Origin of the sequence: Clostridium sp. MSJ-8, assembly GCF_018918325.1 — a bacterium.
In the GTDB taxonomy this organism is placed as follows: domain Bacteria; phylum Bacillota; class Clostridia; order Clostridiales; family Clostridiaceae; genus Clostridium.
Genome location: NZ_JAHLQH010000012.1, coordinates 100,914 through 126,331 on the forward strand (window position 1 = coordinate 100,914; position 25,418 = coordinate 126,331).

Annotated in this window: 24 protein-coding genes; 18 read left to right on the forward strand and 6 right to left on the reverse strand. The window is 28.0% G+C overall.

Annotated features, from left to right (window positions below):
- Positions 1-381: 381 nt before the first annotated feature.
- Complete coding sequence (locus tag KQI77_RS01810; protein WP_216387689.1) at positions 382-681, forward strand: hypothetical protein; 300 nt, start codon at positions 382-384, stop codon at positions 679-681.
- Between the two features lie 609 nt (positions 682-1,290).
- On the opposite strand, the gene KQI77_RS01815 is transcribed toward KQI77_RS01810, so the two are convergent.
- Positions 1,291-1,656: a hypothetical protein gene (locus KQI77_RS01815; RefSeq protein ID WP_216387691.1), complete on the reverse strand. Its 366-nt coding sequence runs from the start codon at positions 1,654-1,656 to the stop codon at positions 1,291-1,293.
- A gap of 85 nt (positions 1,657-1,741) precedes the next feature.
- On the opposite strand from KQI77_RS01815, the gene KQI77_RS01820 reads away from it, so the two are divergent.
- The 5 genes from KQI77_RS01820 to metE all read left to right on the forward strand — a co-directional run bounded on the left by KQI77_RS01820 (position 1,742) and on the right by metE (position 8,795).
- Positions 1,742-2,404, forward strand: a complete 663-nt coding sequence (locus KQI77_RS01820; RefSeq protein WP_216387693.1) for a response regulator transcription factor — start codon at positions 1,742-1,744, stop codon at positions 2,402-2,404.
- Positions 2,401-3,417: a sensor histidine kinase gene (locus tag KQI77_RS01825; protein ID WP_216387695.1), complete on the forward strand. Its 1,017-nt coding sequence runs from the start codon at positions 2,401-2,403 to the stop codon at positions 3,415-3,417. The genes KQI77_RS01820 and KQI77_RS01825 overlap by 4 nt, the downstream gene beginning before the upstream one ends.
- A gap of 88 nt (positions 3,418-3,505) precedes the next feature.
- Entirely contained in the window at positions 3,506-4,273 is a 768-nt protein-coding gene (locus KQI77_RS01830) for an ABC transporter ATP-binding protein (RefSeq protein WP_216387697.1), read from the forward strand.
- On the forward strand, positions 4,260-6,305 hold the full coding sequence (locus tag KQI77_RS01835; RefSeq protein WP_367397262.1) for an FtsX-like permease family protein: 2,046 nt from the start codon (positions 4,260-4,262) through the stop codon (positions 6,303-6,305). Before KQI77_RS01830 ends, KQI77_RS01835 begins: the two co-directional genes overlap by 14 nt.
- Before the next feature lie 219 nt (positions 6,306-6,524).
- A complete protein-coding gene (metE, locus tag KQI77_RS01840; protein WP_216387699.1) occupies positions 6,525-8,795 on the forward strand; it encodes a 5-methyltetrahydropteroyltriglutamate--homocysteine S-methyltransferase in 2,271 nt (756 codons plus the stop codon).
- A gap of 42 nt (positions 8,796-8,837) precedes the next feature.
- Here metE and KQI77_RS01845 read toward each other — a convergent pair whose 3' ends face one another.
- The 4 genes from KQI77_RS01845 to KQI77_RS01860 form a co-directional block, all read right to left on the reverse strand.
- Entirely contained in the window at positions 8,838-10,100 is a 1,263-nt protein-coding gene (locus tag KQI77_RS01845; protein ID WP_216387702.1) for an MFS transporter, read from the reverse strand.
- Entirely contained in the window at positions 10,087-10,920 is an 834-nt protein-coding gene (locus tag KQI77_RS01850) for a zinc dependent phospholipase C family protein (RefSeq protein WP_216387704.1), read from the reverse strand. Before KQI77_RS01850 ends, KQI77_RS01845 begins: the two co-directional genes overlap by 14 nt.
- Before the next feature lie 274 nt (positions 10,921-11,194).
- On the reverse strand, positions 11,195-11,923 hold the full coding sequence (locus KQI77_RS01855) for an amidohydrolase family protein (RefSeq protein WP_216387707.1): 729 nt from the start codon (positions 11,921-11,923) through the stop codon (positions 11,195-11,197).
- Positions 11,924-11,929: 6 nt separating this feature from the next.
- The gene (locus KQI77_RS01860) at positions 11,930-12,445 is read right to left on the reverse strand and encodes an ECF transporter S component (protein ID WP_216387709.1); all 516 of its coding nucleotides are present in this window, start codon (positions 12,443-12,445) and stop codon (positions 11,930-11,932) included.
- Between the two features lie 559 nt (positions 12,446-13,004).
- Between KQI77_RS01860 and KQI77_RS01865 the strand changes: the two genes are divergently transcribed.
- The 6 genes from KQI77_RS01865 to KQI77_RS01890 all read left to right on the forward strand — a co-directional run bounded on the left by KQI77_RS01865 (position 13,005) and on the right by KQI77_RS01890 (position 19,932).
- Positions 13,005-14,372, forward strand: coding sequence for an amidohydrolase family protein (locus tag KQI77_RS01865; protein ID WP_253289302.1), 1,368 nt, complete (start codon positions 13,005-13,007; stop codon positions 14,370-14,372).
- Between the two features lie 34 nt (positions 14,373-14,406).
- The gene (locus KQI77_RS01870) at positions 14,407-15,753 is read left to right on the forward strand and encodes a solute carrier family 23 protein (RefSeq protein ID WP_216387712.1); all 1,347 of its coding nucleotides are present in this window, start codon (positions 14,407-14,409) and stop codon (positions 15,751-15,753) included.
- Positions 15,754-15,919: 166 nt separating this feature from the next.
- Entirely contained in the window at positions 15,920-17,032 is a 1,113-nt protein-coding gene (locus KQI77_RS12910) for a diguanylate cyclase (protein ID WP_253289303.1), read from the forward strand.
- A gap of 514 nt (positions 17,033-17,546) precedes the next feature.
- On the forward strand, positions 17,547-17,792 hold the full coding sequence (locus KQI77_RS01880; protein WP_216387716.1) for a hypothetical protein: 246 nt from the start codon (positions 17,547-17,549) through the stop codon (positions 17,790-17,792).
- Between the two features lie 151 nt (positions 17,793-17,943).
- Positions 17,944-19,257, forward strand: a complete 1,314-nt coding sequence (locus KQI77_RS01885; RefSeq protein ID WP_216387718.1) for an MATE family efflux transporter — start codon at positions 17,944-17,946, stop codon at positions 19,255-19,257.
- Positions 19,258-19,275: 18 nt separating this feature from the next.
- Positions 19,276-19,932: an HAD family hydrolase gene (locus tag KQI77_RS01890; protein ID WP_216387721.1), complete on the forward strand. Its 657-nt coding sequence runs from the start codon at positions 19,276-19,278 to the stop codon at positions 19,930-19,932.
- A gap of 167 nt (positions 19,933-20,099) precedes the next feature.
- Here KQI77_RS01890 and KQI77_RS01895 read toward each other — a convergent pair whose 3' ends face one another.
- On the reverse strand, positions 20,100-21,020 hold the full coding sequence (locus KQI77_RS01895) for an aldo/keto reductase family oxidoreductase (protein ID WP_216387724.1): 921 nt from the start codon (positions 21,018-21,020) through the stop codon (positions 20,100-20,102).
- A gap of 164 nt (positions 21,021-21,184) precedes the next feature.
- Here KQI77_RS01895 and KQI77_RS01900 point away from each other — a divergent pair, with 164 nt between their 5' ends.
- The 6 genes from KQI77_RS01900 (at position 21,185) to KQI77_RS01925 (ending at position 25,266) form a co-directional block, all read left to right on the forward strand.
- Positions 21,185-21,667 carry an EamA family transporter gene (locus tag KQI77_RS01900; RefSeq protein WP_216387727.1) on the forward strand — a complete coding sequence of 161 codons (483 nt, stop codon included), beginning with the start codon at positions 21,185-21,187 and terminating at the stop codon, positions 21,665-21,667.
- A 249-nt stretch (positions 21,668-21,916) separates the two neighbouring features.
- The gene (thiS, locus tag KQI77_RS01905) at positions 21,917-22,111 is read left to right on the forward strand and encodes a sulfur carrier protein ThiS (RefSeq protein WP_216387731.1); all 195 of its coding nucleotides are present in this window, start codon (positions 21,917-21,919) and stop codon (positions 22,109-22,111) included.
- A 5-nt stretch (positions 22,112-22,116) separates the two neighbouring features.
- Entirely contained in the window at positions 22,117-22,758 is a 642-nt protein-coding gene (gene thiF, locus KQI77_RS01910) for a sulfur carrier protein ThiS adenylyltransferase ThiF (RefSeq protein ID WP_367397263.1), read from the forward strand.
- Positions 22,759-22,770: 12 nt separating this feature from the next.
- Complete coding sequence (locus KQI77_RS01915; RefSeq protein WP_216387734.1) at positions 22,771-23,541, forward strand: thiazole synthase; 771 nt, start codon at positions 22,771-22,773, stop codon at positions 23,539-23,541.
- A 14-nt stretch (positions 23,542-23,555) separates the two neighbouring features.
- The gene (gene thiH, locus KQI77_RS01920) at positions 23,556-24,716 is read left to right on the forward strand and encodes a 2-iminoacetate synthase ThiH (RefSeq protein ID WP_216387737.1); all 1,161 of its coding nucleotides are present in this window, start codon (positions 23,556-23,558) and stop codon (positions 24,714-24,716) included.
- A complete protein-coding gene (locus KQI77_RS01925) occupies positions 24,709-25,266 on the forward strand; it encodes a thiamine phosphate synthase (RefSeq protein ID WP_216387740.1) in 558 nt (185 codons plus the stop codon). Before thiH ends, KQI77_RS01925 begins: the two co-directional genes overlap by 8 nt.
- The last annotated feature ends 152 nt before the right edge of the window (positions 25,267-25,418 follow it).

Consider the following 25,418-nt stretch of genomic DNA (forward strand, 5'->3'; position numbering starts at 1 on the left):
AGGAAGGTATACTTGAATAATTAAAATATAATAAGATTAGTGGAAGTAACCATTATTGTTATGGCTAAAATTATAGGAAGATATAGAATTATATAACCATGAAGAATTAAAGGTTAGTATGAATAATATGGAACAATCGGTTACTGCAACTAATGCTATTATATTTTAATAATACATGTATCTTCTGCTATATTTCTGTTAGATCAAAAGATAGATGCAATAGAATTTCTAAATAGAATCCAGGCTATAGCACTGTTTTTTAGTGAATTAAGTGAAGTTGAAACCAAGGCATTAAAACATTGGATAAGTAATACAGTAGAGAATAGATTAGCAGAAGCTGCAATAGATATATTGGAAGCCGATAGGGAGGATGTGGAACTTATGGTAGCAAATAATGCTTTTATACTAAAAGATATGAGAGAAAAATCTAAAGAAGAAGGCAAAATAGAAGGTAGAGAGGAAGGTAGAGAGGAAGGAATAAAAGAAGGTAGAATAGAAGGTAGAATAGAAGGTAAAATAGAAGGTAAAATAGAAGGTAAAGCAGAGGGAAGAACGGAAGGAATAGAACTTGCAAAAAAAGTATTCAAATTTTTTGTGAATGGAGAAAAAATAGAAGATATATCAAGAAAATGTGAAATATCTGAAGATGAAGTTAAAAGAATATTGGATATAAATGATTAATATTATATTGATACTAATTAAGAAAATCGTAATATTAGCAGTATCAAATAACATTGGATTTTTTATAAGAATACTATTTACTTAAATCAATAATTTGATATTAATTAACTGAAAAGATAAGTAATCAAAAAAAGATTAATTCAATAATTGTTTATGTAGAAATGCAGAATACATAAGATACTAGTTGACAATATAGATATACTAAAAATCATCATAATATTTAAATAATTAAAATAGAAGTGATTTGATGGAACAAAGCCTTTTTGCTAGGGTAGAATTAATAATATTTAGAATATATATAATACTATGATAAAGTGAAGGCCAGTATGAATAAAATTGAGCAAACTGCTTTGTAAAATCAATATCATTCTATTTTAATATGCTTAGTGGAAGTAACCATTATTGTTAAGGTTAGAATTATAGGATGATATAGAATAATATAACCATGATGAATTAGAGGGTAGTATGAGTAATATGGAACAATCGGTTACTGAAACTAATGCTATTATATTTTAATTATAAAACTGCTTTGTGAAATCAATATCATTCTATTTTAATATGCTACTGCAACTAATACTTATATATTTTAATTATAGATATTCTTTTAAGTTATAAATCTATATTGCTTCCACTTAACATGAGAGAATAAAAAGTTAAGAATGTAGCAATAAAGTTTTGCCAAGCATCAACTTTATCATCATAGTTTGAATAATCAGTTTCTAAATATGTTTCGTAATTAAGTAATAAGAAGTAGAATGTACCTATGGCAAATATTCTATTAGATAATAGTTGTAGATAATTATGATGCTTATATCTTGTAGTGAAATAATCTGTATTATTTAGAGTATCAATGGCTTGACCTTTCAAGATATAAATATTAGATATAGAAAGTATAAGTGCAATTATGAATAAATATAAAAATGATTCTGATATATCTAAGGTTTGTAGTTTGATATATATATCTTTGTTATCCATAAGTTCACTTCCAATGTATAATTTTTATTATAATAGTATGTTATACTAAATATAAAATAATGTGAAAAATAGGTGAGCATAAATAATGAAGAAAATACTGATAATTGAAGATGATAAGAGTATTGCTAGTGAACTAGAACAATTATTGAATAATTCGGGATATCTAGCAATTGCTGTAGAAGATTTTAAGAATGTTCTTGAAAATATACTCAAAACATCTCCTGATTTAATTCTTCTAGATATTAATATACCATATATTAATGGGGAAGTATTATTAAAGGAATTACGTAAAGAATCCAATATTCCTGTAATTATGGTTACTAGTAAAAATACAGAAGTAGATGAGGTACTATCTATGAGTTATGGAGCAGATGATTATATTACCAAGCCATATAATCCCACAATATTACTACTTAGAATAGCAGCTATACTTAAGAGAACTGGTAGACAATTAGATTCTCTTGTTTATAGAGAATTATCTGTAGATATAGGAAAAGGATTGCTTACAAAGGGCTCTGAACAAATAGTGTTAACCAAAAATGAGATGATTATATTTAGGCAATTACTTAATAATCAAGGAAATATTGTTTCAAGAGATGATATTATGACTAACTTGTGGAATAATAATGAATTTATCAATGATAATGCTCTTACAGTTAATATAAGCAGGTTGAGGAGTAAGCTTAAAAGTATAGGATATGAAGATGCTATTGAAACTAGAAAGGGTCAAGGTTATGTTTTAATATGAAATTTATAAGATACATAAAAGATAGAATAATAGATATTATAATGCTTATTATAGTAGAAATATTAATATCAATGATTTTTTTTGCATTTAAAGTTCCTAGAGATGTTAAGGTTTCAGTTTCAATTGTAATTGTAGTAGCATTTTTAATTCCATTTACTTTTAACTATTTAAAGAAGAAAAGCTTTTATGATAAGTTAGAGCAAAATCTAAAAAATTTAGATAAAAAATATTTGGTTTTAGAAACTATATCTAAGCCAACATTTTATGAAGGTGATATATTATATAAGACTATGTATGAAGTTGACAAAAGCATGATAGAGAATCTTAATGTATATAAGCATAACATAAGTGATTTTAAGGAATATATAGAAATGTGGATTCATGAAGTTAAGATTCCTATTGCAACATTAACTCTTATGAGTCATAACAATAGAGGGACTCTTGATAAGAAATATATAGAACAAATTCAGAGATTAGATGATTATACAGATCAAGTGTTATATTATGTTAGAAGTGAAAATGCAGAAAAGGATTATCTTATTAAAGAAACTAATTTGCTTAATGTAATTGGTAAGGTAGCTATGAAAAATAAGGATTATTTATTAGAGAATAACATAAATTTAGATGTTAAGAATGTTGATTATGTAGTATATACTGATTCAAAATGGTTAGAATTCATATTAAATCAAATTATTAATAATAGTATTAAATACAAAAAAGAAAGTGATTCATTTATTAAGATATATGCAGAAGAAACTAAGGATAAGATAATACTTAATATATATGATAATGGCATAGGCATTGCAAGTGAAGATATACCTAGAGTATTTCAGAAGTCCTTTACAGGATATAATGGTAGGATAAGAAGTAAGTCAACTGGTATGGGATTATATATAGCAAATCAATTATCTTCAAAGCTAGGACATAAAATAGAGATAGAATCAGTCCAAGGAAAATATACAGATGTGAAGATATCTTTTTCATGTAATGATTATTATAGGTTTTCAGATTAACATTACAAAATTGTAATATTGAGTAATATTAAACTAACGACAAGTATTCTCTGATTATATAGAATAATAAATGAAAGGAGTGATACTTGTGGAGAGTATTTTAAAGATTGACAATGTAGAAAAATATTATGGTAACAAATCATGTCTTACTAAGGCTATTGATGATATATCATTTGAAGTAGAAAAAGGTGAATTTGTTGCTATTATGGGTTCATCTGGTAGTGGAAAAACAACATTATTAAATTGTATATCTACTATTGATAGGGTTACAGCTGGACATATATATGTGGATGGAGAGGACATTACAACAATTAAAGGAAATGATCTAAATAGATTTAGAAGAGAAAAGTTGGGATTTATATTTCAAGATTTTAATTTGTTAGATACATTAACAGCTTATGAGAATATAGCACTTGCATTATCTATTCAAAATATCAACGTAAAAGACATTGAAGGTAGAATAAACAAGGTAGCTTCAGAACTTGATATACAAGATATCTTAGATAGATATCCTTATCAGATTTCAGGTGGACAGAAACAAAGAGTAGCATCAGCTAGAGCTATAATAACTAATCCGAAGCTTATTCTTGCTGATGAACCAACAGGAGCATTAGATTCTAAGTCATCTAAGATGCTTCTAGAGAAGTTTAATTATTTAAATAAGGAATTACAAGCAACTATACTTATGGTTACTCATGATTCATTTTCTGCAAGTTATGCAAGTCGTGTTATATTTATCAAGGATGGCAAGGTCTTTAATGAAATTATTAGAGGTAATTCATCAAGAAAGGACTTTTTTGATAAAATAATAGATGTTTTAACATTGTTAGGTGGGGAGTTAAATGATGCTCTTTAAGCTTTCATTAAAAAACATAAAAAAGAGTCTTAAGGATTATGCCATCTATTTCTTTACTCTTATATTAGGAGTTGCAATTTTTTATGTTTTTAATTCTCTAGATTCTCAAACAGTTATGGAAAGTGTAACTGCATCTACAAGAGAAATTATTAAACTTATGACACGGATAATGTCGGCAGTTAGTGTATTTGTATCATTTGTACTTGGTTTTCTTATTATCTATGCATCTAGATTTTTAATGAAGAGAAGAAACAAAGAGTTTGGGATTTACCTTATTTTGGGTATGGGCAAGAGAAAGGTTTCTTTGATTTTATTCTTTGAGACATTAATAATAGGACTTCTATCATTAATAGTAGGTCTTGGAATAGGTATAATATTATCACAGTTAATGAGTTTATTAGTTGTAAATATGTTTGAGGCTGACATGACTAACTTTACGTTTGCATTTTCAAGTGCTGCATGCATGAAGACTCTTATATATTTTTCTATAATTTATATTGTTGTTATGGTATTTAATACTATTAATGTAAGTAGATGCAAGTTAATTGAATTACTTAATTATAGTAAAAAATCTGAGAATGTAAAATTAAAAAATCCTATAATATGTACTGTAGTATTTATTATAGCTGCAATTTTTTTAGGCTATGCCTATTATATGGTATCTGGTGGAATGCAACATTTAGAGAAAGTATCAGATATAATAAAACCTATTATCATAGGTTCAATTTCTACATTCTTTATATTTTGGTCTTTATCAGGGCTTCTTATTAAGATATTTATGTCTATGAAGAAGGTATACTATAAAGGATTAAATAGCTTTGTATTAAGACAAGTAAGTAGCAAAATAAATACAACAGTTTTATCTATGACTGTAATATCTATAATGTTATTTATTACAATATGTATATTATCAAGTAGCTTATCTGTGAAAAGTTCTCTTACAAAAAACATGAATGAACTTGTACCAGTAGATATTGAATTAAATAAATTATGTAATATAAGTGAAGATAATGGAGCAAAATTAGCAAAAGATTCAAGGATATCTATAAGAGAAACTCTAGAAAACAATGGATTTAATGTGGATGATAACTTTAAAGATATAGTAGATGTAGATGTATACATGGTGGATGATTTTTCTTTATCTAAATTTTTAGGAAATAAATTAGATGAAGTTGCAAAGAAGAACCCAACATTAATATATGATTATCCAGAGAATATAATGAAGTTAAGTGATTATAATAAGGTTGCAAAGCTATATGGTAATAAAACTTATACTTTAGCAGATAATCAATATATGGTAGTAGCTGACTTTAAGGATATGATTGATATTAGAAATGAAGTATTAGAAAATAATTCAAGTATAGATATAAATGGAACAAAGTATGAACCTAAATATCCAAAATGTCAATATGGATTTTTGGATATTGCATCTAGTCATATAAATACAGGTATTATAATATTACCAGATGAAGCACTTAATAATATGACAATATATAAAAAAATAATGTTAGCTAACTATAAGAATAGCACAACAAAGGGTAAAGAAGAAACAGAAGAAAAAATAAATAAATTAATGCGTAATATATATAATAAGGATTCCTTAATAGCACAAAATACTAGACTAGATATAGTTAATTCAAGTGTAGGTTTAAGAGCATTAGTAACATTTATTGGGATATATTTAGGTATCATATTCCTTATATCAAGTGCTGAAATATTAGCCCTTAAGGAATTAGCAGAGAGCACAGATAATAAAGAGAGATATATGATGTTAAGAAGAATAGGTGTGGATGAAAAAGTCCTTAATAGAGCATTATTTAAACAAATAGGTATCTTTTTTATATTTCCTGTATTGGTAGCAATTATTCATTCAATATTTGGAATAAAGTTTTCTGTAGCTATATTAGAAGTTGTGGGAATTGAAAATTTATTACCATCAATAATAATGACAGCTATATTCTTAATTATTATCTATGGAGGATATTTCTTAATTACTTATATGTGTAGTAAAAATATAATAAAAGAAAAATAAAATATTATTGACTTAGAGTTAACTACATAAGTTAAAGATATTGATAAGTGGATAGATAGCTTATAAGAATAATTAGAGTTATTAAATAGTTGTTTGATATAGTTTGAAACTATATTAAACAACTATTTTTTTGTATTATCCTAAAATACGAATAATAAGTATAATAAGCATATATTAAAAGTTTAGAAAATTTTAGAAAAAGTTATATGGAGGTAATAAATGAAAAATTCAGTTATAGGATTTCCACGTGTGGGAAAATTAAGAGAGTTAAAGTTTGCATCAGAAAAATATTTTAGAAATGAGATAACTAAAGAGGAATTATTAAAGGTAGCTAAAGAATTACGTAAAGAGCATTTATTATTTATGAAAAATCAAGAGATAGATTATATACCATCTAATGATTTCTCATTTTATGATAATATGTTAGATACAGCAGTTCTTATAGGTGCTATACCAGATAAGTACAGAGAATTAAACTTAGATGAGTTAGACACATATTTTGCAATGGCTAGAGGATATCAAGGTGAAAATGGTGATGTAACAGCTTTAGCTATGAAAAAGTGGTTCAATACAAATTATCATTATATGGTTCCAGAGCTTTATGATGATACAAAATTAGAACTAATAGGTAATAAGCCATTCGAATTATATGAAGAGGCAAGAGCAGAAGGAATAGAAACAAGACCAGTAGTTATAGGACCTTTTACATTCTTAAAACTAGCAAAATACAATGGAACTAAGAAAAAAGAAGAATATGTAGATGCTATAATTGATGTTTATAAAAATATACTAAAAAAGGTAAATGGTTTAAAGGCTACATGGATTCAAATAGATGAACCTATATTAGTAACAGATTTATCAGCAGAGGATATTGCATTATTTAAGAAACTATATAATGAGTTGTTAAGTGAAAAAGGAGAAGTTAAAGTATTACTTCAAACATATTTTGGAGATGTTAGAGATTGCTATAAAGATATAGTAAACATGAACTTTGATGGAATTGGATTGGATTTCTTAGAAGGAAAGAAATCATTAAGTTTATTAAGTAGTAATGGATTCCCTAAGGATAAAATATTATTTGCAGGAGTAGTTAATGGAAAGAATATATGGAAGTGTAATTATAAAAACACCATAGAGATTATAAATAATATAAAAGATTATGCTAATAATATAGTAATTCAAACATCTTGTTCATTACTACATGTTCCGTATACTTTAGATAATGAACCTAATATGAAAGCAGAAATAAAAGAACATTTTTCATTTGCTATAGAAAAGTTAGAAGAACTTAATGAGTTGAAGAATTTAGTAGAATCAGCAGATTATACTACAGAATTAGCATATAAGAATAATCAAGAAGTATTTAATAAAGAAAGATTTGGAGAAGACAAAAAGGTTCAAGAAGCAGTTAATAATCTTACAGAAAAAGACTTCAAGAGAGAATGTGTAAGAAGTGAGAGAGAAAAGATTCAAAAAGAAGAATTTAAACTTCCATTACTTCCAACAACAACTATAGGATCATTCCCTCAAACAAAAGAAGTTAAGAGTAATAGAAGTGCTTATAGAAAGGGAGAAAAAACTAAAGAAGAATATGATGCTACTATAAAGAATTTTATAAAAGAATGCATAAAGAAACAAGAAGAATTAGATATTGATGTGTTAGTACACGGAGAATACGAAAGAAATGATATGGTTGAGTTCTTCGGAGAAAATTTAAAAGGATATGTTTTCACAGAAAAAGCATGGGTTCAATCATATGGGACAAGATGTGTTAAGCCACCTATAATATTTGGAGATATAAGTAGAGAAAGACCTATAACTGTAGAATACAGTTCTTATGCTCAAAGCCTTACAAATAGAATAGTGAAGGGTATGTTAACAGGCCCTGTAACTATACTTAATTGGTCATTTCCAAGAGAAGATATCTCACTAAAAGAAATGGCTTACCAAATAGGTATAGCTATAAGAGATGAAGTGTGTGATCTTGAAAAAGCTGGAATTAAAATAATTCAAATAGATGAAGCAGCACTTCGTGAAAAGCTTCCTATACGTAGAGATGAATGGTATAGTGAATATTTGGATTGGGTTATACCAGCATTCCGTCTATGTAGTTCAAAGGTAGTACCTGAAACTCAAATTCATACTCATATGTGCTATAGTGAATTCTCAGATATAATAAAAGCTATAGACGATATGGATGCAGATGTTATTTCATTTGAGGCATCTAGATCAAAATTAACTATTTTAGATGATCTTAAGAAGAATAATTTTGAAACAGAAGTTGGTCCTGGAGTATATGATATACATTCACCTAGAGTACCTTCAGTTGAAGAACTTGTATCAGTAATTAAAAATATATTAAACAAGATAGATAAAGATAAATTATGGATTAATCCTGATTGTGGATTAAAGACTAGAGGAGTAGAAGAAACTGAAAAGAGTCTTAAGAATCTAGTTGAAGCAACTAAGAAAGTAAGAGCAGAATTATAAGAAAAAAATTACCAAGGCGACTATGGCGCCTTGGTAATTTTTTTATGTTGATAGATCTGCAGGAATAGTGTTTTCTGAATTATTTGCAGAAGCAGATAATTTTAATAGTATCATTCCAAGTATAAACATAATGGATAAGATTCCAACACCTTTATTAACATTACCTGTAAGTTGAGAAACTACACTTACGATAGTAGTTCCTAAAAAAGAAGCTCCTTTACCACAGACATCCATAAGTCCAAAATATTCACCAGATTTATTGGCAGGAATAATTTTAGTATAATATGAACGTGATAATGCTTGAATTCCACCTTGAAACATACCAACAAGTATAGCTAGAATCCAGAATTGAAGTTGTGTTGATAGAATCATTGCAAATAATGATATTCCAAGATATGCAGTTATACATAACATAATTAGATTTTCAGATTTAAATATATTAGATAATCTTCCAAATATAATAGAGCATGGAAAAGCTACTATTTGTGTGACTAATAATGCGAGAAGTAACCCAGTACTATTTAAGCCTAATGCAGAACCATAAGCTGTAGCCATAGATATAATAGTATATACTCCATCTATATAGAAGAAAAATGATAGCAAGAATAAAAATATCTTTTTTTCATGTTTTATATTCATTAAAGTTGAACTTATTCGCTTAAACCCTGAGATAAGAACTTTGGGTTCTTTTTCTATATAATGAATTTGCTTATAATTCTTGATTAGAGGACAACTCATTATTACCCACCAAGTAGATATTATTATAAATGATAATGCCATAGCAGTTTCCATTGTTATTCCTAGTTTGTTGGATTTTAATACAAGTATTAGAGATATTACGAAAGGTATACAACTACCTATATACCCCCAAGCATATCCTGATGAAGACACTATGTCCATTCTATGTTTTTCAGTTACATCTGGCAACATTGAATCATAGAATATAAGACTAGAAGAATATGCTATTTTAGCTAGTATAAATATAATTAAAAAAATAAGCCATTGTTTAGCAAAACCTAAGCATATACAAGATATAGCACCTATTATAATTGATATTGTGAATATAGGCTTCTTATGATTCTTTGTATCAGCTAGAGCTCCTAGAATAGGACCAATTAATGCAACAATGAGAGTACCTATTGAGGCTGCATATCCCCAATATGCCATGTAAGAAACAGAAGATAAGCCTGCTTTTTGAGCTAGGTAGTTAAAATATATAGGGAGAATTGTTGATACCAATAAGGTAAAGGCAGAATTACCAACGTCATATAATATCCAATTTCTTTCCAGTTTATTTAGCTTCATTAATTACTTCCTCCTTTTCCACTAGTTCAGATCCAAAATTATATTTGTAAATATCATTAAGGTAGCTATTCTTATATAAGTGATTATCATATTCGTTAATTAAGTCTATAGCAAGAACAATAGCTTTTTCATATAGTTGAAATAATTTTTTAGTACTATCTAAACAATCAAAGTTCTTTTCATAATTAATAATTAATCCATGCATTTCTTCATAGTTACCAGTTAAACGAAGAAGTGAATATATAATATTCCTTTTTAAATGCGAAGGTGCTATTAGTAGTTTATTATAAAAAATCATGCTTTTTAGTGATTTTTGAATATCTTTATCTGTTATATTAGAAAAGAAATCAGAGATAATCTTAGAATTATCAAGTGAAGGGTTAATGTGAGTTGTTAATTTATGTTTTATTGGATTAAAGCCATTTTTTATAAGTAAGGCTCTATCGAATTCAGCTTCTATTTCAGTATGACTTATTCCACTTTGAGATATCTTTTCATCGATATATCCATGACATGTAACATCTAATGCAAAGTGGCATATAAAACCATATATATATGCAATATGTCTTTCATCATAATTATTATTAATTATAATTCTAGTTGCTTCATCAAAAAATTCTTTACCAGAATGTTTGTGTATATTAAAGCCAACTTGATTAATTGGATTAGATTTTAGAGCTTTATAATAGAATAGAATATCTGGACCATGAAGTCCAATTGAAAATAATTCATAATTTTTATTTATAATAGATTGAGTAGTAGGATTTAGTTTTTTTAATACTTCTGTGCCTAGTCTATAGTGTGCATATGTTGATGGCATATACAATCATCTCCTTAAGTACTTTTTATACTATATCTAATTGTATATTTTATTGATAAAACTAACTATCATAAATAAGTTAAATAGTGTTAAATCTGTGTAAGAAGAAAAAGTATTTAAGAAAGATGATTATATAAAAATAATCTAAAAAACCCAATGTTATATTAATATTATAAAATAACATTGGATTTTTTAATTAGAGTAATATTATGAATAATTGAATTAATAATAATTGATATTAATCAAATGGAAAAATAAATAAATTCAATAATTTTTATAAATTCATAAGCTTTGCAGCATTGTTATAGAATACATCTTCCATTTGTTTTTCATTCAATCCGCTAGTTAAAACCTTTTGCATTTCAACTGTTGGATGATGGAATGGTGCGTCAGTTCCAAACATAATTCTATCAGCACCTACTGTATCATACGCTTCTTTTATTTTTGAATTCATTGGCATACCAGACATTTCTAAGTATAAATTAGGATGACGTCTAGCCATTTTTAAACTAGCATCAATATATACACCATGACCATGGCCCATGTGAATCATAACAACCTTAACATTTGGAAATCTTTCAGCTAAAAGAGCTATACTCCATGGTAATGAATAAGGTGGATGACCACAATGTATAAATACAGGAATATTTAAATCGTCAGCAGCTTGCATTATAGGATCTACAAAATCAGCATCAGCTACATAAGCTTGTTTTAGAGGATTTAACTTTATTCCTACAAAATTTTCATCTTGAACATAATGATATATGTTTTTTATTCCTTGTTCACCTTCAAATGGACTAGCATACACTATTGGTAGAATTCTATCAGGATATTTTTTATATGCAGCACATACATCAGGATTATCTCCAGGATCTCTACCACATAAAATAGTTTTTTCTATTTCATAGTCATCCATTTGTTTAATTAATTCATCTGCATTTATTGAGACTTTACACCAACCACCAAAGTCGCCTATATGAGCATGTGCATCAATTTTTTTCATTGTAAATTACATCTCCTTTAATTTTTCTAATACATGAGTTTTTGATAATACACCAGCAAGTATTACTGCAAATATTACACCCATTATAGTTTGAATAGTTATTCCTGGAATTCTTGAAATTGCATAAGCATATCCAAATAAAGGAATTTTAACTAGAGTGTACGCAATTATTTGGAATAGACCACCTAAAGCAGCTCCTACAATCCAACTATATTTAAAGTTCTTGAATAATTTTTCTGCAACTAATCCCATAATTATAGCCATTATTCCTTTGATGAAAAATGTAGGTATTACCCATTGCATATATCCGCCTAATAAATCTGATAATGAAGCACCTATAGCACCTGCAAGAGCTCCCTTTTTATATCCTAAAATTAATACTGAAATAAATATTAAACAATCTCCTAAGTGAGTGTATCCATTTGGTGATGGTATCTTTATAAAATAAGTTCCAAGATAAACCATGGCAGCTAATACAGCCATTTTTGTTAAGCTTTTTGTTTTTGTTTGTGTTTTTTCCATTTTAATCCCCCTCGTGAAAATATACAATTAATCCTGTTTGACATGTCAAAAAAAGTCGTTTAAGATTTTTTTTCTATAATATATGCATATTACACCAAAAGCAAATGTATGGGAACAAAATTGGATAATATAAGAAAAATAGGCAAATTTATTGTGCGATAAAGAAAATGGAAGTAAAACATAGAAATAAATAGCATTGATTAGATATTTAGATTTTTTTGGGTATAAATAAATATTAAATCAATTTTACAATGTTACTATAAGGGGATAGAATAAAGCCATAAATTAAATATTTTGAATTAGTACTTCATAGTTTTTTCTGTTTTCCTGGTATACCAAAACAGAACTAATTGTGGAGTTTTTTGTTTTTATAAAAGCAATTTAATTGATAGTAACAATGAGGTTACATTATTTTAGAATAAATAATATCTAAGATAATGTAACCTTTTTTATAATAATTAAACAAAGAGGTTTTATTATTAAAGAAAAGTAACAATGGAGTTACATAAGTCTTGTGATAGACTTGTGTAACTTTTTTCGTTTGTAGGAGGAAGTAATTATGAAGATAGATATATTAATTAAAAATGCATTAATATGCACAATGGATGATGATAAAAAGGTTTATGAAGATGGTTGTATTGGAATAAAAAATGGAAAGATAACTTTTATAGAAGATAAAAATTTCAATTTAGATGAATATGAAGCAGATGAAGTTATAGATGCAAAAGGAAAAGTGGTAATGCCTGGGTTTGTAAATACACACATTCATATATTTCAATCATTTTTAAAAGGCTTAGGAGCTGATCATAGATTAATAGAATGGCTTAATTTATCAGCACTTCCTTATGGTGAAATAATGAATCCAAGACAACAATATTTAGCAGCACAATTAGCATCAATGGAAGCTATTAAGAGTGGATGTACAACACTTGCTGAATTTTTCTATACTAATCAAGACCCTAATCTTGCTTATGGAGTAATAGATGGAATGAAATCAACAGGAATAAGAAGTGTATTCATAAGAACATTCCAAGACACAGGAGAAGAATATGGAATGCCAAAGTGCTTTATAGAACCTATATCAAAGGTAATTAAGGAAGTAGATGATTTAAGAAAGAAATATAAAAAAGAAGATGAAGCTGAAGATGATATGTTAAGTATCTGGACAGGACCAGATGTTACTTGGTCAACAACAAAAGAAGGATATGAAGGAATGTTAGAATACTGTAAGTCTGAAAAAGTAAAATATTCAATGCATATACTAGAGACAGAAGTAGATAATGAAATGTGTAATAGATATTATGGGAAAAACATAGTTGAATTATTAGAAGAAATAGGATTTTTAACAGAAGATTTCTTAGGAGTACATTGTGTTAATCTTACACATAACGATATAGAGAAATTTGCAAAATATAACGTTAAGATAAGTCATAATCCAGCAGCTAATATGTATCTTGGATCAGGAGTTGCACCTATACCAGAAGCATTGTCAAAAGATGTAACAGTTTCAATGGGTACAGATGGAGCAGCAAGTAATAATAGTACAGATATGTTAGAAAGTCTTAAGCTTGCAGCAGTTATTCAAAAAGGTTTCCATAGAGATGCAGCTATTATAAGTGCAGATGAAGTGGTTAATATGGCAACAAGAGGTGGAGCAAAGGCAGTAGGAAAAGAAAAGACTATAGGAACATTAGAAGTAGATAAGAAAGCTGATATTATAATATTTAATCCAGATCATCTTAAGTCAACACCTATGCATGATCCATTTGCTACAATAGTATATTCTTCTGGAGAAGAAAACATAGATACAACAATAGTAAATGGAAAAATTGTATACCATAAAGGTATATTTAGAAATGGTGTAGATGAAGAAAAACTTATATATGATATCAAAGAAGAAATAAAAGATTTAAAGAAAAAGATATGATAAATCAAAAATATAATAATAGGAGGAGATTGTAATGGAAAACACAAAAGACGGATTATTAATTGGAGTTAATGATAAAGTAAGTACAGGAAAATCTATATTTTTAGGATTACAACACATACTATCTATGGATTTATATATAATGCCAATAATTTTGGCAGGAATGATAGGTATGGGAACAACAGATACAGCGTTCTTTATTCAGATGAGTTTCTTTGCATGTGGTATTGCAACTATAATTCAAACTGCATTTGGAATAAAGTTACCTGTAGTTCAAGGTCCATCATATGTTCCTCTTGGGGCTTTAGCTGCTATAGCAATGCAATTTGGTGTAGGAACAATGATAGGCAGTCTTATTCCTGGTGCAATAGTGGTAATATTATTAGGATATTTTAAAGTTTTTGCAAAGGTAGTTAAGAAAATAGTTCCAACATATATAGGTGGGCTTGTAGTATTAATAGTTGGTATTTCAATTGCACCTACAGCAATAAATGGTGTAGCAAGTACAGATGGAAATCTAACTGCTAATGTTTTATCAGGATTAACAGCTGCAGTAGTATTAATTGCTTGTATGGTAATAAGTTATAAATCTAAAAAAATTGGTGGCAAAGTGCGTTTAGTTTCAGTAATACTTGCATTAGTAGCTGGTACAATTGTTGCTGCATTATTTGGTCAAGTTGATTTTTCACCTGTAAAGGAAGCAAGTTGGATACAATTACCTAAGTTATTTCATTTTGGAACTCCTAAGTTTGATTTAGGATCATGCATACTTATGATAGTAGTATATATGGCTGTATTATTAGATACAATGGGAACATGGGTTACTGTATCATCTGTAACTGGAGAGAAGCTTACTGATGAGAGATTAAATAGAGCAGCAATGGGAGAAGGAGCTGGATGCCTTGTAGGCTCATTATTTGGAGGTACTCCATTAACAGGTTATTCTTCTAATGTAGGAATTATAGCTATAACAAGAGTCGGCAGCAGAAAAGTAATAATTACTAGCGGTATAATATTAATGATTTTAGGAATGGTACCTAAATTTATGAGTGTTATTGCATGTATTCCAACTCCAGTTGTAAATGGTGTGTTTGCAATAGTATGTATAATACTTATAAGTAATGGAATTAAGATAATACAAAAAGAAGCATTGTCAGAGAAGACTTCATTAGTTGTAGGAATATCAGTACTAGTAACAGTTGGAACAATTATAATGCCTTCAGATATAATAAATATGTTACCAAAGGTTGTAACATACTTTGTATCATCTGCAACTGCAGTAGGAGCAACAACAGCTGTTATACTTAACTTACTTCTTCCAGAAGAGAAGAAGGAAAAAAAAATAGATAAGCATGCAAAACCAGTGCCTGTAGAAGCATAAAAAAATTAAGTTAGCTAAATGTTGCAAACTAATAAAGGTTAAAATAGTACAACATTTTTAATGCTAACTTAATTTTTTCTTTTTTAAAATATTAAACTTATGTTCATAAAGGCAGAAATTGTTGAATTTATGATATAATTAAGTATATAAATTTTAGGAAGGATAAATGATGTTGATAGAGAAAATGAAATCAATACACAGATTATTATTTGGTAATGTAATGGACGAGCCGAAAGAATGTACCCAGAATATTTACGTTTTTAGGTATATTTGTTATTGTGTATTTTTCTATACAATAGATATGGCTTTGAATGAATTAGGAATTTTCATAGTAGATAAGAATATTTTTCGTTGTGGATATTTAGTGGTAATAGTATTCACACTTTCATATATAGGTTTTTTAATACATTTTAAATTTGAACATTCTATAACAAAATATATTGGTATTACAGCTTTAACACTGATTATTACAGCTGCTAATGTTTCGCTGACATACCATATGGTATTGATTCTTACAATACCAGTTATTGTAGCAGGAATGTATTCTTCTAAGAAATTTTCTCGATATACTTTTGTAATTATGATTTTATCAATAATTATTAGTACATATGGAGGATATTTTTTCGGTATATGTGATGCAAATATGGTTCTTTTAACTACTACTTCTCTTAGAAAGTTAAATAATAATGGCATATTTGCAATAACAGAAATAAATAAGAAACCAATAATTACATTGGCAATGTTTTATGTACTACCACGTTGCCTTATAGCTATTCTTTTTGCATATGTATCAAGAATAGTAAATACAGTTATAAGGAAATCTCAAAGACAAGCAATTATTGACTTTATGACAGGGCTTTATAATAAAAATAAATTAATAGAAATTATCGAAGATGAAACATATACTAATCAGAAAATTGGTATTATTTATTGGGATGTTAATCATTTAAAATATGTAAATGATACATATGGTCATCAAGCAGGAGATCAATTAATTACCAGAATAGCTTGTTCTATTCAAGATGCAGTTGAGGAAAAAGGAATTTCATTAAGATATGGTGGAGATGAATTTATTGCAATTATACCAGATGCAACATATGATGATGTTGAACGAATAATAAGTAGATGGAATGAATTTCTAAAACAAATACAATCTAAAAATGAGTATCCTGTTTCGGCAGCTGTAGGATATGCACTAGGAGAGGGAAAGGACCTTGAAAAAATTATTGCTATAGCTGATAAGTATATGTACAATAATAAACAAAATAATGATCTATAGATATTTTATAGTCCTTAGAAAAAAATTGCAGAATTTTACTTTTTGCTCTTGAAATATTATAAGGTCTTTTCTATGAAAATGTTGAAGTTATAATAAGTGATACTACTTAATAAATAATTTTAACAGGATTATGGAAAAGACCTTATATTTTTATTCTTTAGGAAATTATAGTTTTGGTGTAGTTATAGATAAGTATCTTAGACATAGTATTTAAGTAATGTTAAAGCAAACTACCTAAAGAGTAAAAAAAATAGTGCTATGATAGAACCCAAAAGTAAGATTTGTAACCTGTCATAAGGCGCTAACAAAATCGATGGCTTCATAAAGTCGCATTGATGATTTTTTATAGACTATTGTAAATTTAATGGAAAATAAATATAATTAAAGGCATAAAGCTTTATTTTAAGGTGGTGTAAGAGTGAGTAATTGTTGGATAATCTTTAGCTTAATTATTTTTTTAGCTCTTTATATGAGAACTAAAAAAGAAAAAAAGCTAATTATGAAGCAGCATATTATGAGAAAAAGAAATAAGAAGGAGAGAGTTATAATGATAGAACTTGCAAAAAAATTTATAGGAAAGAAATGTTTAATATATACTTTTGATACACAAGTAACAGGAGTAATAAATGAAGTGACAGATGGAGGAGTATTAATTGACAATAATGGTAGTACAGAAGTTTTAAATATGGACTTTATTGTTAGAATAAGAGACTATCCTAAGAATAAAAAAGGTAAGGATAAATCAGTAGTTTTAGATTAGTAAAATAATTGTATTGCCAAGTTAGAATTAAAAAATAAGTTTTGAAATCTGTCATGGTAATGAATAAAAATTAATGTTGTGGAGATAATAACTTAGAAGATATTATAAAAATAGTGAAAAAATATTTATAGATATAATAAACGGAGAAAATATGCAAAAGGTAGATTTAACAAAAGGTAAAGTGGCATCAGTTATAATGTTATTAGCATTACCTATAATGGGTAGTTCTCTATTACAGTTTACTTATAATATAATAGATATGATGTGGGTTGGTAAGATGGGAAGTAATGCAGTAGCTAGCATTGGAACATCTAGTTTATATGTTAATATAGGTAATGCACTCAACTCATTAGTAGTTATAGGTTGTGGGATAAAGGTAGCACATGCCATTGGTGAAAAAAATGATAAGGAAGTAAGTGAATACATTAATGTAGGAATTGTAATTAACACTATTATAGGAGTGATATTTGGATTAATTCTTATATTATGTGGAAGATATTTTATTGACTTTTTACATGTTAATAATGCAACAGTTGAAAAAGATGCTTATCTATATTTAATAATAAATGCACCTATATTGTTTTTCTCTTTCTTTAACATGTTATATACTAGGATACTGGGAAGCTTTGGAAATAATAAGCTTGCTTTTAAGATTAATTTAATAGGTGTATCTTTAAATATAATTTTAGATCCTATATTTATATACATATTAAGGTATGGAGTAGTAGGTGCAGCAATTAGTACTTTAATATCTAATGTAACAATGTTCATCTTATTTAAGAGTTTTTCAACAGGAACACTTAAATATAATAAAAAAATTAAATTAGATGTTAATAAGATAGTAGATGTTATTAAGTTAGGATTACCTATGGCTATTCAGAGAGTATTATTTACTATAATTAATATATTGTTAGCTAGGATAATAGCTATATTTGGTTCAGATGCTATTGCAGCACAAAAAGTAGGAGCTCAAATAGAGGCTGTTGCCTATATGGTAATAGGTGGACTTAATGGTGCAGTTGCAAGTTTTACAGGACAGAATTTTGGAGCGAAGGAATACAAGCGTATAAGAGAAGGATATAGGTGCTCATTAAGTATAGGAATTGCTTATGCACTGTTTACGGCAGTTATATTTTGGATTTTCGATAGAGAATTAATAAGTATATTCATAAAAGATGAAGAAACCATAATTATGGCAGCTGGATATTTACATGCAGTAGCTTTTTCACAAGCTTTTAGTGCAATAGAAATGATATCTAATGGTCTTTTTACAGGAATAGGTAAACCTAATATATCAGCTACCATAAGTATTGTATTTACAACTTTGAGGATCCCTTTAGCATTAGTACTTACAAGATTTTTTGGAGTAAATGGTGTATGGATGAGTATAGCTATATCTAGCGTAATAAAAGGTATTTTTGCTTACTTATTATATATTGTACAATTAAGAAAAAAATATATTTAATTAGAATTAGGAGATAATATGAATAGATATAATTATGTTTTATTAGATTTAGATGGAACTATTACAGATCCAAAAGAAGGAATAACTAAAGGAATAAAATATGCATTAGATTATTATGGAATAGAAGTGGATAGTTTAGAGACGTTATGTAAGTTTATAGGACCACCGCTTAATTATTCATTTCAAGAATACTATAATTTCTCAGAAGACAAAAGCAAAGAGGCAGTAGATAAATATAGAGAATATTATGGATCTAAAGGCATATATGAAAATATATTATATGATGGAATGGAGGATTTTCTTAAAGAATTAAATAATATAGGTGTTCAAGTTATGCTTGCAACATCCAAGCCACAAGTGTATGCTGAAAAGATATTAGAACACTTCCATATAGATAAATATTTTACTTTTATTGGAGGAAGTAATTTAGACTTGAGCAGAAATAAAAAAGAAGAAGTTATAAAATATGTTATAGAAGAAAATAATTTACCATTAGAAGAGGTTGTTATGGTTGGAGATAGAGAATATGATATCATAGGTGCTAAGAAAAACAATATTAGTTCTATAGGTGTATTGTATGGTTACGGAGATAAAGAAGAATTAGAAAATGCGGGAGCTGATTATATAGCTAGTAACTTATTGGATTTAAAGAAAATAATATGTTTAAATGAATAAAATTCATCTGTTTTTAAGTAAAGTACTTTTCATAATTTTATATACGAAAAGGTTATTGCATTAACAATTTTTAATAGCTAATGCAATAACCCCATCATCTATATTTAATTATAGATATTTCATCTATCTAATTGGCAGGGTGTATAGCAGGTTTGGAGTAAATTTATTTATGGTAATTGGTTACCTGCTGCTTGATAAATTTCATACCACTCTTGTCTAGTTAATGTAATATTAGATGCTTTTGCAATTTCTTTTAGACGATTAGGATTCATAGTTCCTACTATAGTTTGAATTTTTGCAGGATGTCTTAATATCCATGCAGTAGCAATAGTTGTATTAGTTACATTATATTTTTCTGATATTTCATTTATTTTATTGTTTAATTCTTTAAATTTATCATTATCTAAAAACACACCTTCAAAGAATCCATATTGATATGGTGACCAAGCTTGTATTTTTATATCTTTTAAACGGCAATATTCTAAGACACTACCATCTCTGTTGATAGAAGAGGTATTATTTATGTTCATATTTAATCCGGAATCTATCATTCCAGTATGCATTATACCAAATTGTAATTGATTTATTATTATTTTGTTATTTAAATATTTATTAAGTAATTCTATTTGCATAGGAGTGTGATTACTTACACCGAATTCTCTTACTTTACCTTCTTTGTGTAATATTGAGAAAGCTTCTGCAACCTCTTCTGGCTCCATAAGAGTATCAGGTCTATGAAGTAATAAGGTATCAATATAATCTGTTTTTAATCTTTTTAGGCTTCCGTTTACTGAATTTAATATATGTTCTTTTGAAAAGTCATACATAACTCCAGGCACTATGGAACATTTAGTTTGAATGATTATTTTATCACGAATAGATGGATTCTTAATAAGAATTTCTGAAAATATTTCTTCGGATTTACCATTTCCATATATGTCGGCATGATCAAAGAAGTTGATGCCTTCTTCAATAGCCGTTTTTACAAGAGCATCTATATTAGTTTTAGAAGTATCAGCCATTCTCATACAACCAATTCCTATTTCAGATACATTAATATTAGATTGACCTAATTTAAAATATTTCATAAGATAAGCCTCCTTAATTGATGTTTAAATTATATACTATTATATCATTAGTTATATAAATAAGTATCTGAATTTGTAATGAAATATATGATAAAAATTCACTTTTGTAATTATTATACTAATGATAAACTAAAATTGAATTATATGTTAAGGGGAAATTTGTTATGAAGAAGAATTATTTAAAATATATTAGTGCTTTGATACTATTTGGATTGAATGGGATAGTAGCAAGTTCTATAGCACTATCAAGTTATGAGATTGTTATGTTACGAACTTTTATAGGTAGTATATTATTATTAATTTTGTTCTTGTCGATGAAGAATAAATTTACTTTTTATAAACATAAGAAATCTTTTGTATTTCTTATTATTTCGGGTATAGCTATGGGAGCTAGTTGGATGTTTCTCTATGAAGCATATCAAGAGATAGGAGTGAGTTTAGCTTCTATTGAATATTATTGTGAACCTGTAATTGTAATGATTTTATCGCCTATTATATTTAAAGAAAAACTTACATATAAGAAAATACTTGGATTCATATGTGTAGTAGCTGGAATATTGTTAGTTGATGGACAAGAAATTGGTAATATAGATAAAAAGTTTGGAATATTCTGTGGTGCAATGTTTAGTGAATTGTCAAGTGAATAATTATTTATTGACATTATTGGTAAGTACTTATATAATGAAAATGTAAAAATTAATACTTAATTTGTTTAGAGTGAACGTTTTGAGTTCATGAAGGGGTACACCACCACGGGTGTAGTTTTTCATGAGCTCTTTTTTTACTTTATAGGTAATTATATATTATGGATAAGTATCTTAAACATAGTTATTTATACATCTTTACAATAGCATTAGTTATAGAGTAAAAAAAGAAAAATATAGGAGGTGAAAGTTATGGTTATTGTTAATGGAAAGGAATTACAAGCAGCTAATAAGACAATTGCTAATTTAGTTGCAGAAGAAGGATATAACTTATCTAGAATAGCAATAGAGTTAAATGGGGAAATTATCCCTAAATGTAATTATGATAAAACAATATTGAAAAATGGAGATAAGTTAGAAGTAGTAACATTTGTAGGAGGAGGCTGATAATTGTGAATAAGATTGTATCTAAGGAGAAACTTTATGAAGCTTTGGCTATGAGACATGGTGAAGAGAATCAAGCAAAGTTTGAAAGAGCAACAGTAAATATATTTGGATTAGGTGGATTAGGATCTAATGTAGCAGTTGCACTTACAAGATGTGGAGTGGGGCATTTAAGACTTATAGATTATGATAAAGTGGACTTAACTAATCTTAATAGACAACAATATTTTTTAGAGCAGGTAGGAATGTATAAAACAGAAGCACTGAAAGATAATCTACTTAAGATTAATCCTTATGTAAATATAGAGATAATAACAACTAAGGTTACTGAAGAAAATGTATCTGAGTTAGTAAAGTTAGATGGTATTATATGTGAAGCATTTGATAAACCAGAAGCAAAGTCACTTATAATTGATGCTTTTTTCTCACAAACAAATTACAATGATAGATTTATAGTAGCAGCTTCTGGAATGGCTGGCTTTGGTAGAAGCAATTTAATAATTACGCAGAAGATAAATGATAACTTCTATCTATGCGGCGATAGAGAATCAGATGTAGCAATAGAGAACAAGCTTGTTTCTTCTAGAGTTGCTATATGTGCAAACCATGAAGCAAATACAATAATAGAATTAATATTACAAGATAGGTAGGGAAGTTAAATGATGAATGATGATAAATTAATAATTGGAGGACATGAATTTAATTCACGTTTTATATTAGGATCAGGCAAATATGATCTAAACCTTATTAATGCTGCTATAAATGAAGCAGGAGCAGAGATTATAACTCTAGCAGTACGTCGTGCAAATAGCTCAGGACAAGAAAATATATTAGAACATATTCCTAGTGGAATTACATTATTACCAAATACATCAGGTGCAAGAAATGCAGAAGAAGCTATTCGTATTGCTAGGCTAGCTAGAGAGATGGGATGTGGAGACTTTGTGAAGATAGAAGTAATTCGTGATAGCAAATATCTATTACCAGATAATATGGAAACTATAAAAGCTACAGAAGTATTAGCTAAAGAAGGATTTATTGTAATGCCTTATATGTATCCAGATTTAAATGTAGCTAGAGATTTATATAACGCAGGAGCTTCTTGTATCATGCCACTTGCAGCTCCAATAGGTAGTAATAAGGGATTATGTACTAAAGAATTTATACAGATATTGGTGGATGAAATAGAATTACCTATTATAGTTGATGCAGGAATAGGTAGTCCATCTCAAGCTTGTGCTGCTATGGAAATGGGAGTAGATGCAGTAATGGCAAATACTGCTATAGCAACTGCTGGAGATATTGTATCTATGGCTAGTGCATTTAAGAAAGCAATTGAAGCAGGAAGACAAGCTTATTTGTCTGGATTAGGAAGAGTATTAATTAAAGGTGCAGATGCTTCATCACCATTAACAGGATTTATAGTAGATTAGGAGAAGATAATATTATGGATAATAAGAGAATAAACCATATGGAATATATGGAGGGAATGGAAGTATTAGAATCAGATATTATGGATAAAGTAATATCTGAAATGAATGATTATGACTATAATAAATATACTGTTAATGATGTAAGAAGAGCTTTAAGTAAGGAATATCTTAATCTTGAAGATTTTAAAGCATTATTATCTAAAGCTGCAGAAGAATGTTTAGAAGAAATGGCACAAAGAGCTAAAGTAGAAACTAGAAAACATTTTGGTAATTCAGTATATATGTTTACACCTATATATATAGCTAATTATTGTGAAAATTATTGTATATATTGTGGATTTAATTGTCATAATAAAATACGTAGAGCTGCTTTGAATGAAGAAGAGATTCATAAGGAGATGGCAGCTATTAGTAAGACTGGATTAGAAGAGATTCTTATACTTACAGGAGAGAGCCGTAAGGTATCAGATGTTAAGTATATAGGAGAAGCTTGTAAGATTGCAAAGCAATATTTTAAAATGGTAGGATTAGAAGTATATCCCATGAATTCTGATGAATATGCATATTTACATAAGTGTGGTGCAGATTATGTTACTGTATTTCAAGAAACATATAATTCTGATAAGTATGAAACATTACATTTAGAAGGACATAAGAGAATATTCCCTTATAGATTTAATGCACAAGAGAGAGCATTAAAAGGTGGAATGAGAGGTGTAGGATTTGCTGCTCTTTTAGGTTTAGATGATTTTAGAAAGGATGCTTTTGCAACTGGCATGCATGCTTATTTACTTCAGAGAAAATATCCACAAGCAGAGATTGCATTCTCATGTCCTAGGTTAAGACCTATTATAAATAATGATAAGATTAATCCAAAAGATGTTCATGAAAAACAATTATTGCAAGTAATTCTTGCTTATCGTATATTTATGCCATTTGCAAGTATTACAATATCAACTAGAGAGTGTGAGAGATTTAGGAATAATATAATAGGTCTTGCTGCAACTAAAATATCTGCTGGAGTTAGCACTGGAATAGGAAGTCATGTAGAAGAGGTTGAAGATAAGGGAGATGCTCAATTTGAGATATCTGATGGAAGAACTGTAGCTGAGGTTAAGGAAGCTATAGTAGAGAGAGGACTTCAACCAGTTATGAATGATTATGTGTATGTATAGAGATTTTTTGGTTGTAACTAATAGACATTTGTATGCAAGATCTATAGAAGAACAGATAAAACGTATTATTAAAGAAAAGCCTATAGCAATAGTATTAAGAGAGAAGGATATGGATATAGATCAATATAGACAACTTGCAATTAAGATAATAAATATATGTAGAGAAAATAATATAGAACTTATGTTACATTCTTATGTAGATGTAGCAATGGAACTTAATTATAAGAATATTCATTTACCTTTGCACATAGCAAGAACACTTGGAGAAAAAATTAAATTTTTTAACAAGATAGGTATATCTATCCATTCAGTAGATGAGGCAATAGAAGCAGAAAATATAGGAGCAACTTATATTACAGCTGGGCATATATATAAGACAGATTGCAAGAAAGGACTTAAACCTAGAGGACTAAATTTCTTAAAAGCAGTATGTAGTAGTGTTACAATTCCTGTTTATGCAATAGGTGGAATTAATCCGGATAATATAAAAGAAATAAAAGAATGCGGGGCACAAGGCGGAACTATTATGTCATATGCTAGTAAAATATAGTTACTAGTTTGACTAAAAAAATACTTACAAAAAATTCTATAAAGTGATATAATACCACTTAGTGAAAAGAAAATATAATATTACCGTGTTGCAGAATGCGTAAATCCAGGTCATTTATTTGATTTGGGTTTACGCATTTTTTGCTCTTCTTG

What these genes read in the sequence shown, in the direction of transcription:
- KQI77_RS01810 (WP_216387689.1), top strand. Translation starts at nt 382, where the DNA reads ATGGTAGCAAATAATGCTTTTATACTAAAAGATATGAGAGAAAAATCT.
- KQI77_RS01815 (WP_216387691.1), bottom strand. Translation starts at nt 1,656, where the DNA reads ATGGATAACAAAGATATATATATCAAACTACAAACCTTAGATATATCA.
- KQI77_RS01820 (WP_216387693.1), top strand. Translation starts at nt 1,742, where the DNA reads ATGAAGAAAATACTGATAATTGAAGATGATAAGAGTATTGCTAGTGAA.
- KQI77_RS01825 (WP_216387695.1), top strand. Translation starts at nt 2,401, where the DNA reads ATGAAATTTATAAGATACATAAAAGATAGAATAATAGATATTATAATG.
- KQI77_RS01835 (WP_367397262.1), top strand. Translation starts at nt 4,260, where the DNA reads ATGATGCTCTTTAAGCTTTCATTAAAAAACATAAAAAAGAGTCTTAAG.
- metE (WP_216387699.1), top strand. Translation starts at nt 6,525, where the DNA reads ATGAAAAATTCAGTTATAGGATTTCCACGTGTGGGAAAATTAAGAGAG.
- KQI77_RS01845 (WP_216387702.1), bottom strand. Translation starts at nt 10,100, where the DNA reads ATGAAGCTAAATAAACTGGAAAGAAATTGGATATTATATGACGTTGGT.
- KQI77_RS01850 (WP_216387704.1), bottom strand. Translation starts at nt 10,920, where the DNA reads ATGCCATCAACATATGCACACTATAGACTAGGCACAGAAGTATTAAAA.
- KQI77_RS01855 (WP_216387707.1), bottom strand. Translation starts at nt 11,923, where the DNA reads ATGAAAAAAATTGATGCACATGCTCATATAGGCGACTTTGGTGGTTGG.
- KQI77_RS01860 (WP_216387709.1), bottom strand. Translation starts at nt 12,445, where the DNA reads ATGGAAAAAACACAAACAAAAACAAAAAGCTTAACAAAAATGGCTGTA.
- KQI77_RS01865 (WP_253289302.1), top strand. Translation starts at nt 13,005, where the DNA reads ATGAAGATAGATATATTAATTAAAAATGCATTAATATGCACAATGGAT.
- KQI77_RS01870 (WP_216387712.1), top strand. Translation starts at nt 14,407, where the DNA reads ATGGAAAACACAAAAGACGGATTATTAATTGGAGTTAATGATAAAGTA.
- KQI77_RS12910 (WP_253289303.1), top strand. Translation starts at nt 15,920, where the DNA reads ATGATGTTGATAGAGAAAATGAAATCAATACACAGATTATTATTTGGT.
- KQI77_RS01880 (WP_216387716.1), top strand. Translation starts at nt 17,547, where the DNA reads ATGAGAAAAAGAAATAAGAAGGAGAGAGTTATAATGATAGAACTTGCA.
- KQI77_RS01885 (WP_216387718.1), top strand. Translation starts at nt 17,944, where the DNA reads ATGCAAAAGGTAGATTTAACAAAAGGTAAAGTGGCATCAGTTATAATG.
- KQI77_RS01890 (WP_216387721.1), top strand. Translation starts at nt 19,276, where the DNA reads ATGAATAGATATAATTATGTTTTATTAGATTTAGATGGAACTATTACA.
- KQI77_RS01895 (WP_216387724.1), bottom strand. Translation starts at nt 21,020, where the DNA reads ATGAAATATTTTAAATTAGGTCAATCTAATATTAATGTATCTGAAATA.
- KQI77_RS01900 (WP_216387727.1), top strand. Translation starts at nt 21,185, where the DNA reads ATGAAGAAGAATTATTTAAAATATATTAGTGCTTTGATACTATTTGGA.
- thiS (WP_216387731.1), top strand. Translation starts at nt 21,917, where the DNA reads ATGGTTATTGTTAATGGAAAGGAATTACAAGCAGCTAATAAGACAATT.
- KQI77_RS01915 (WP_216387734.1), top strand. Translation starts at nt 22,771, where the DNA reads ATGAATGATGATAAATTAATAATTGGAGGACATGAATTTAATTCACGT.
- thiH (WP_216387737.1), top strand. Translation starts at nt 23,556, where the DNA reads ATGGATAATAAGAGAATAAACCATATGGAATATATGGAGGGAATGGAA.
- KQI77_RS01925 (WP_216387740.1), top strand. Translation starts at nt 24,709, where the DNA reads ATGTATAGAGATTTTTTGGTTGTAACTAATAGACATTTGTATGCAAGA.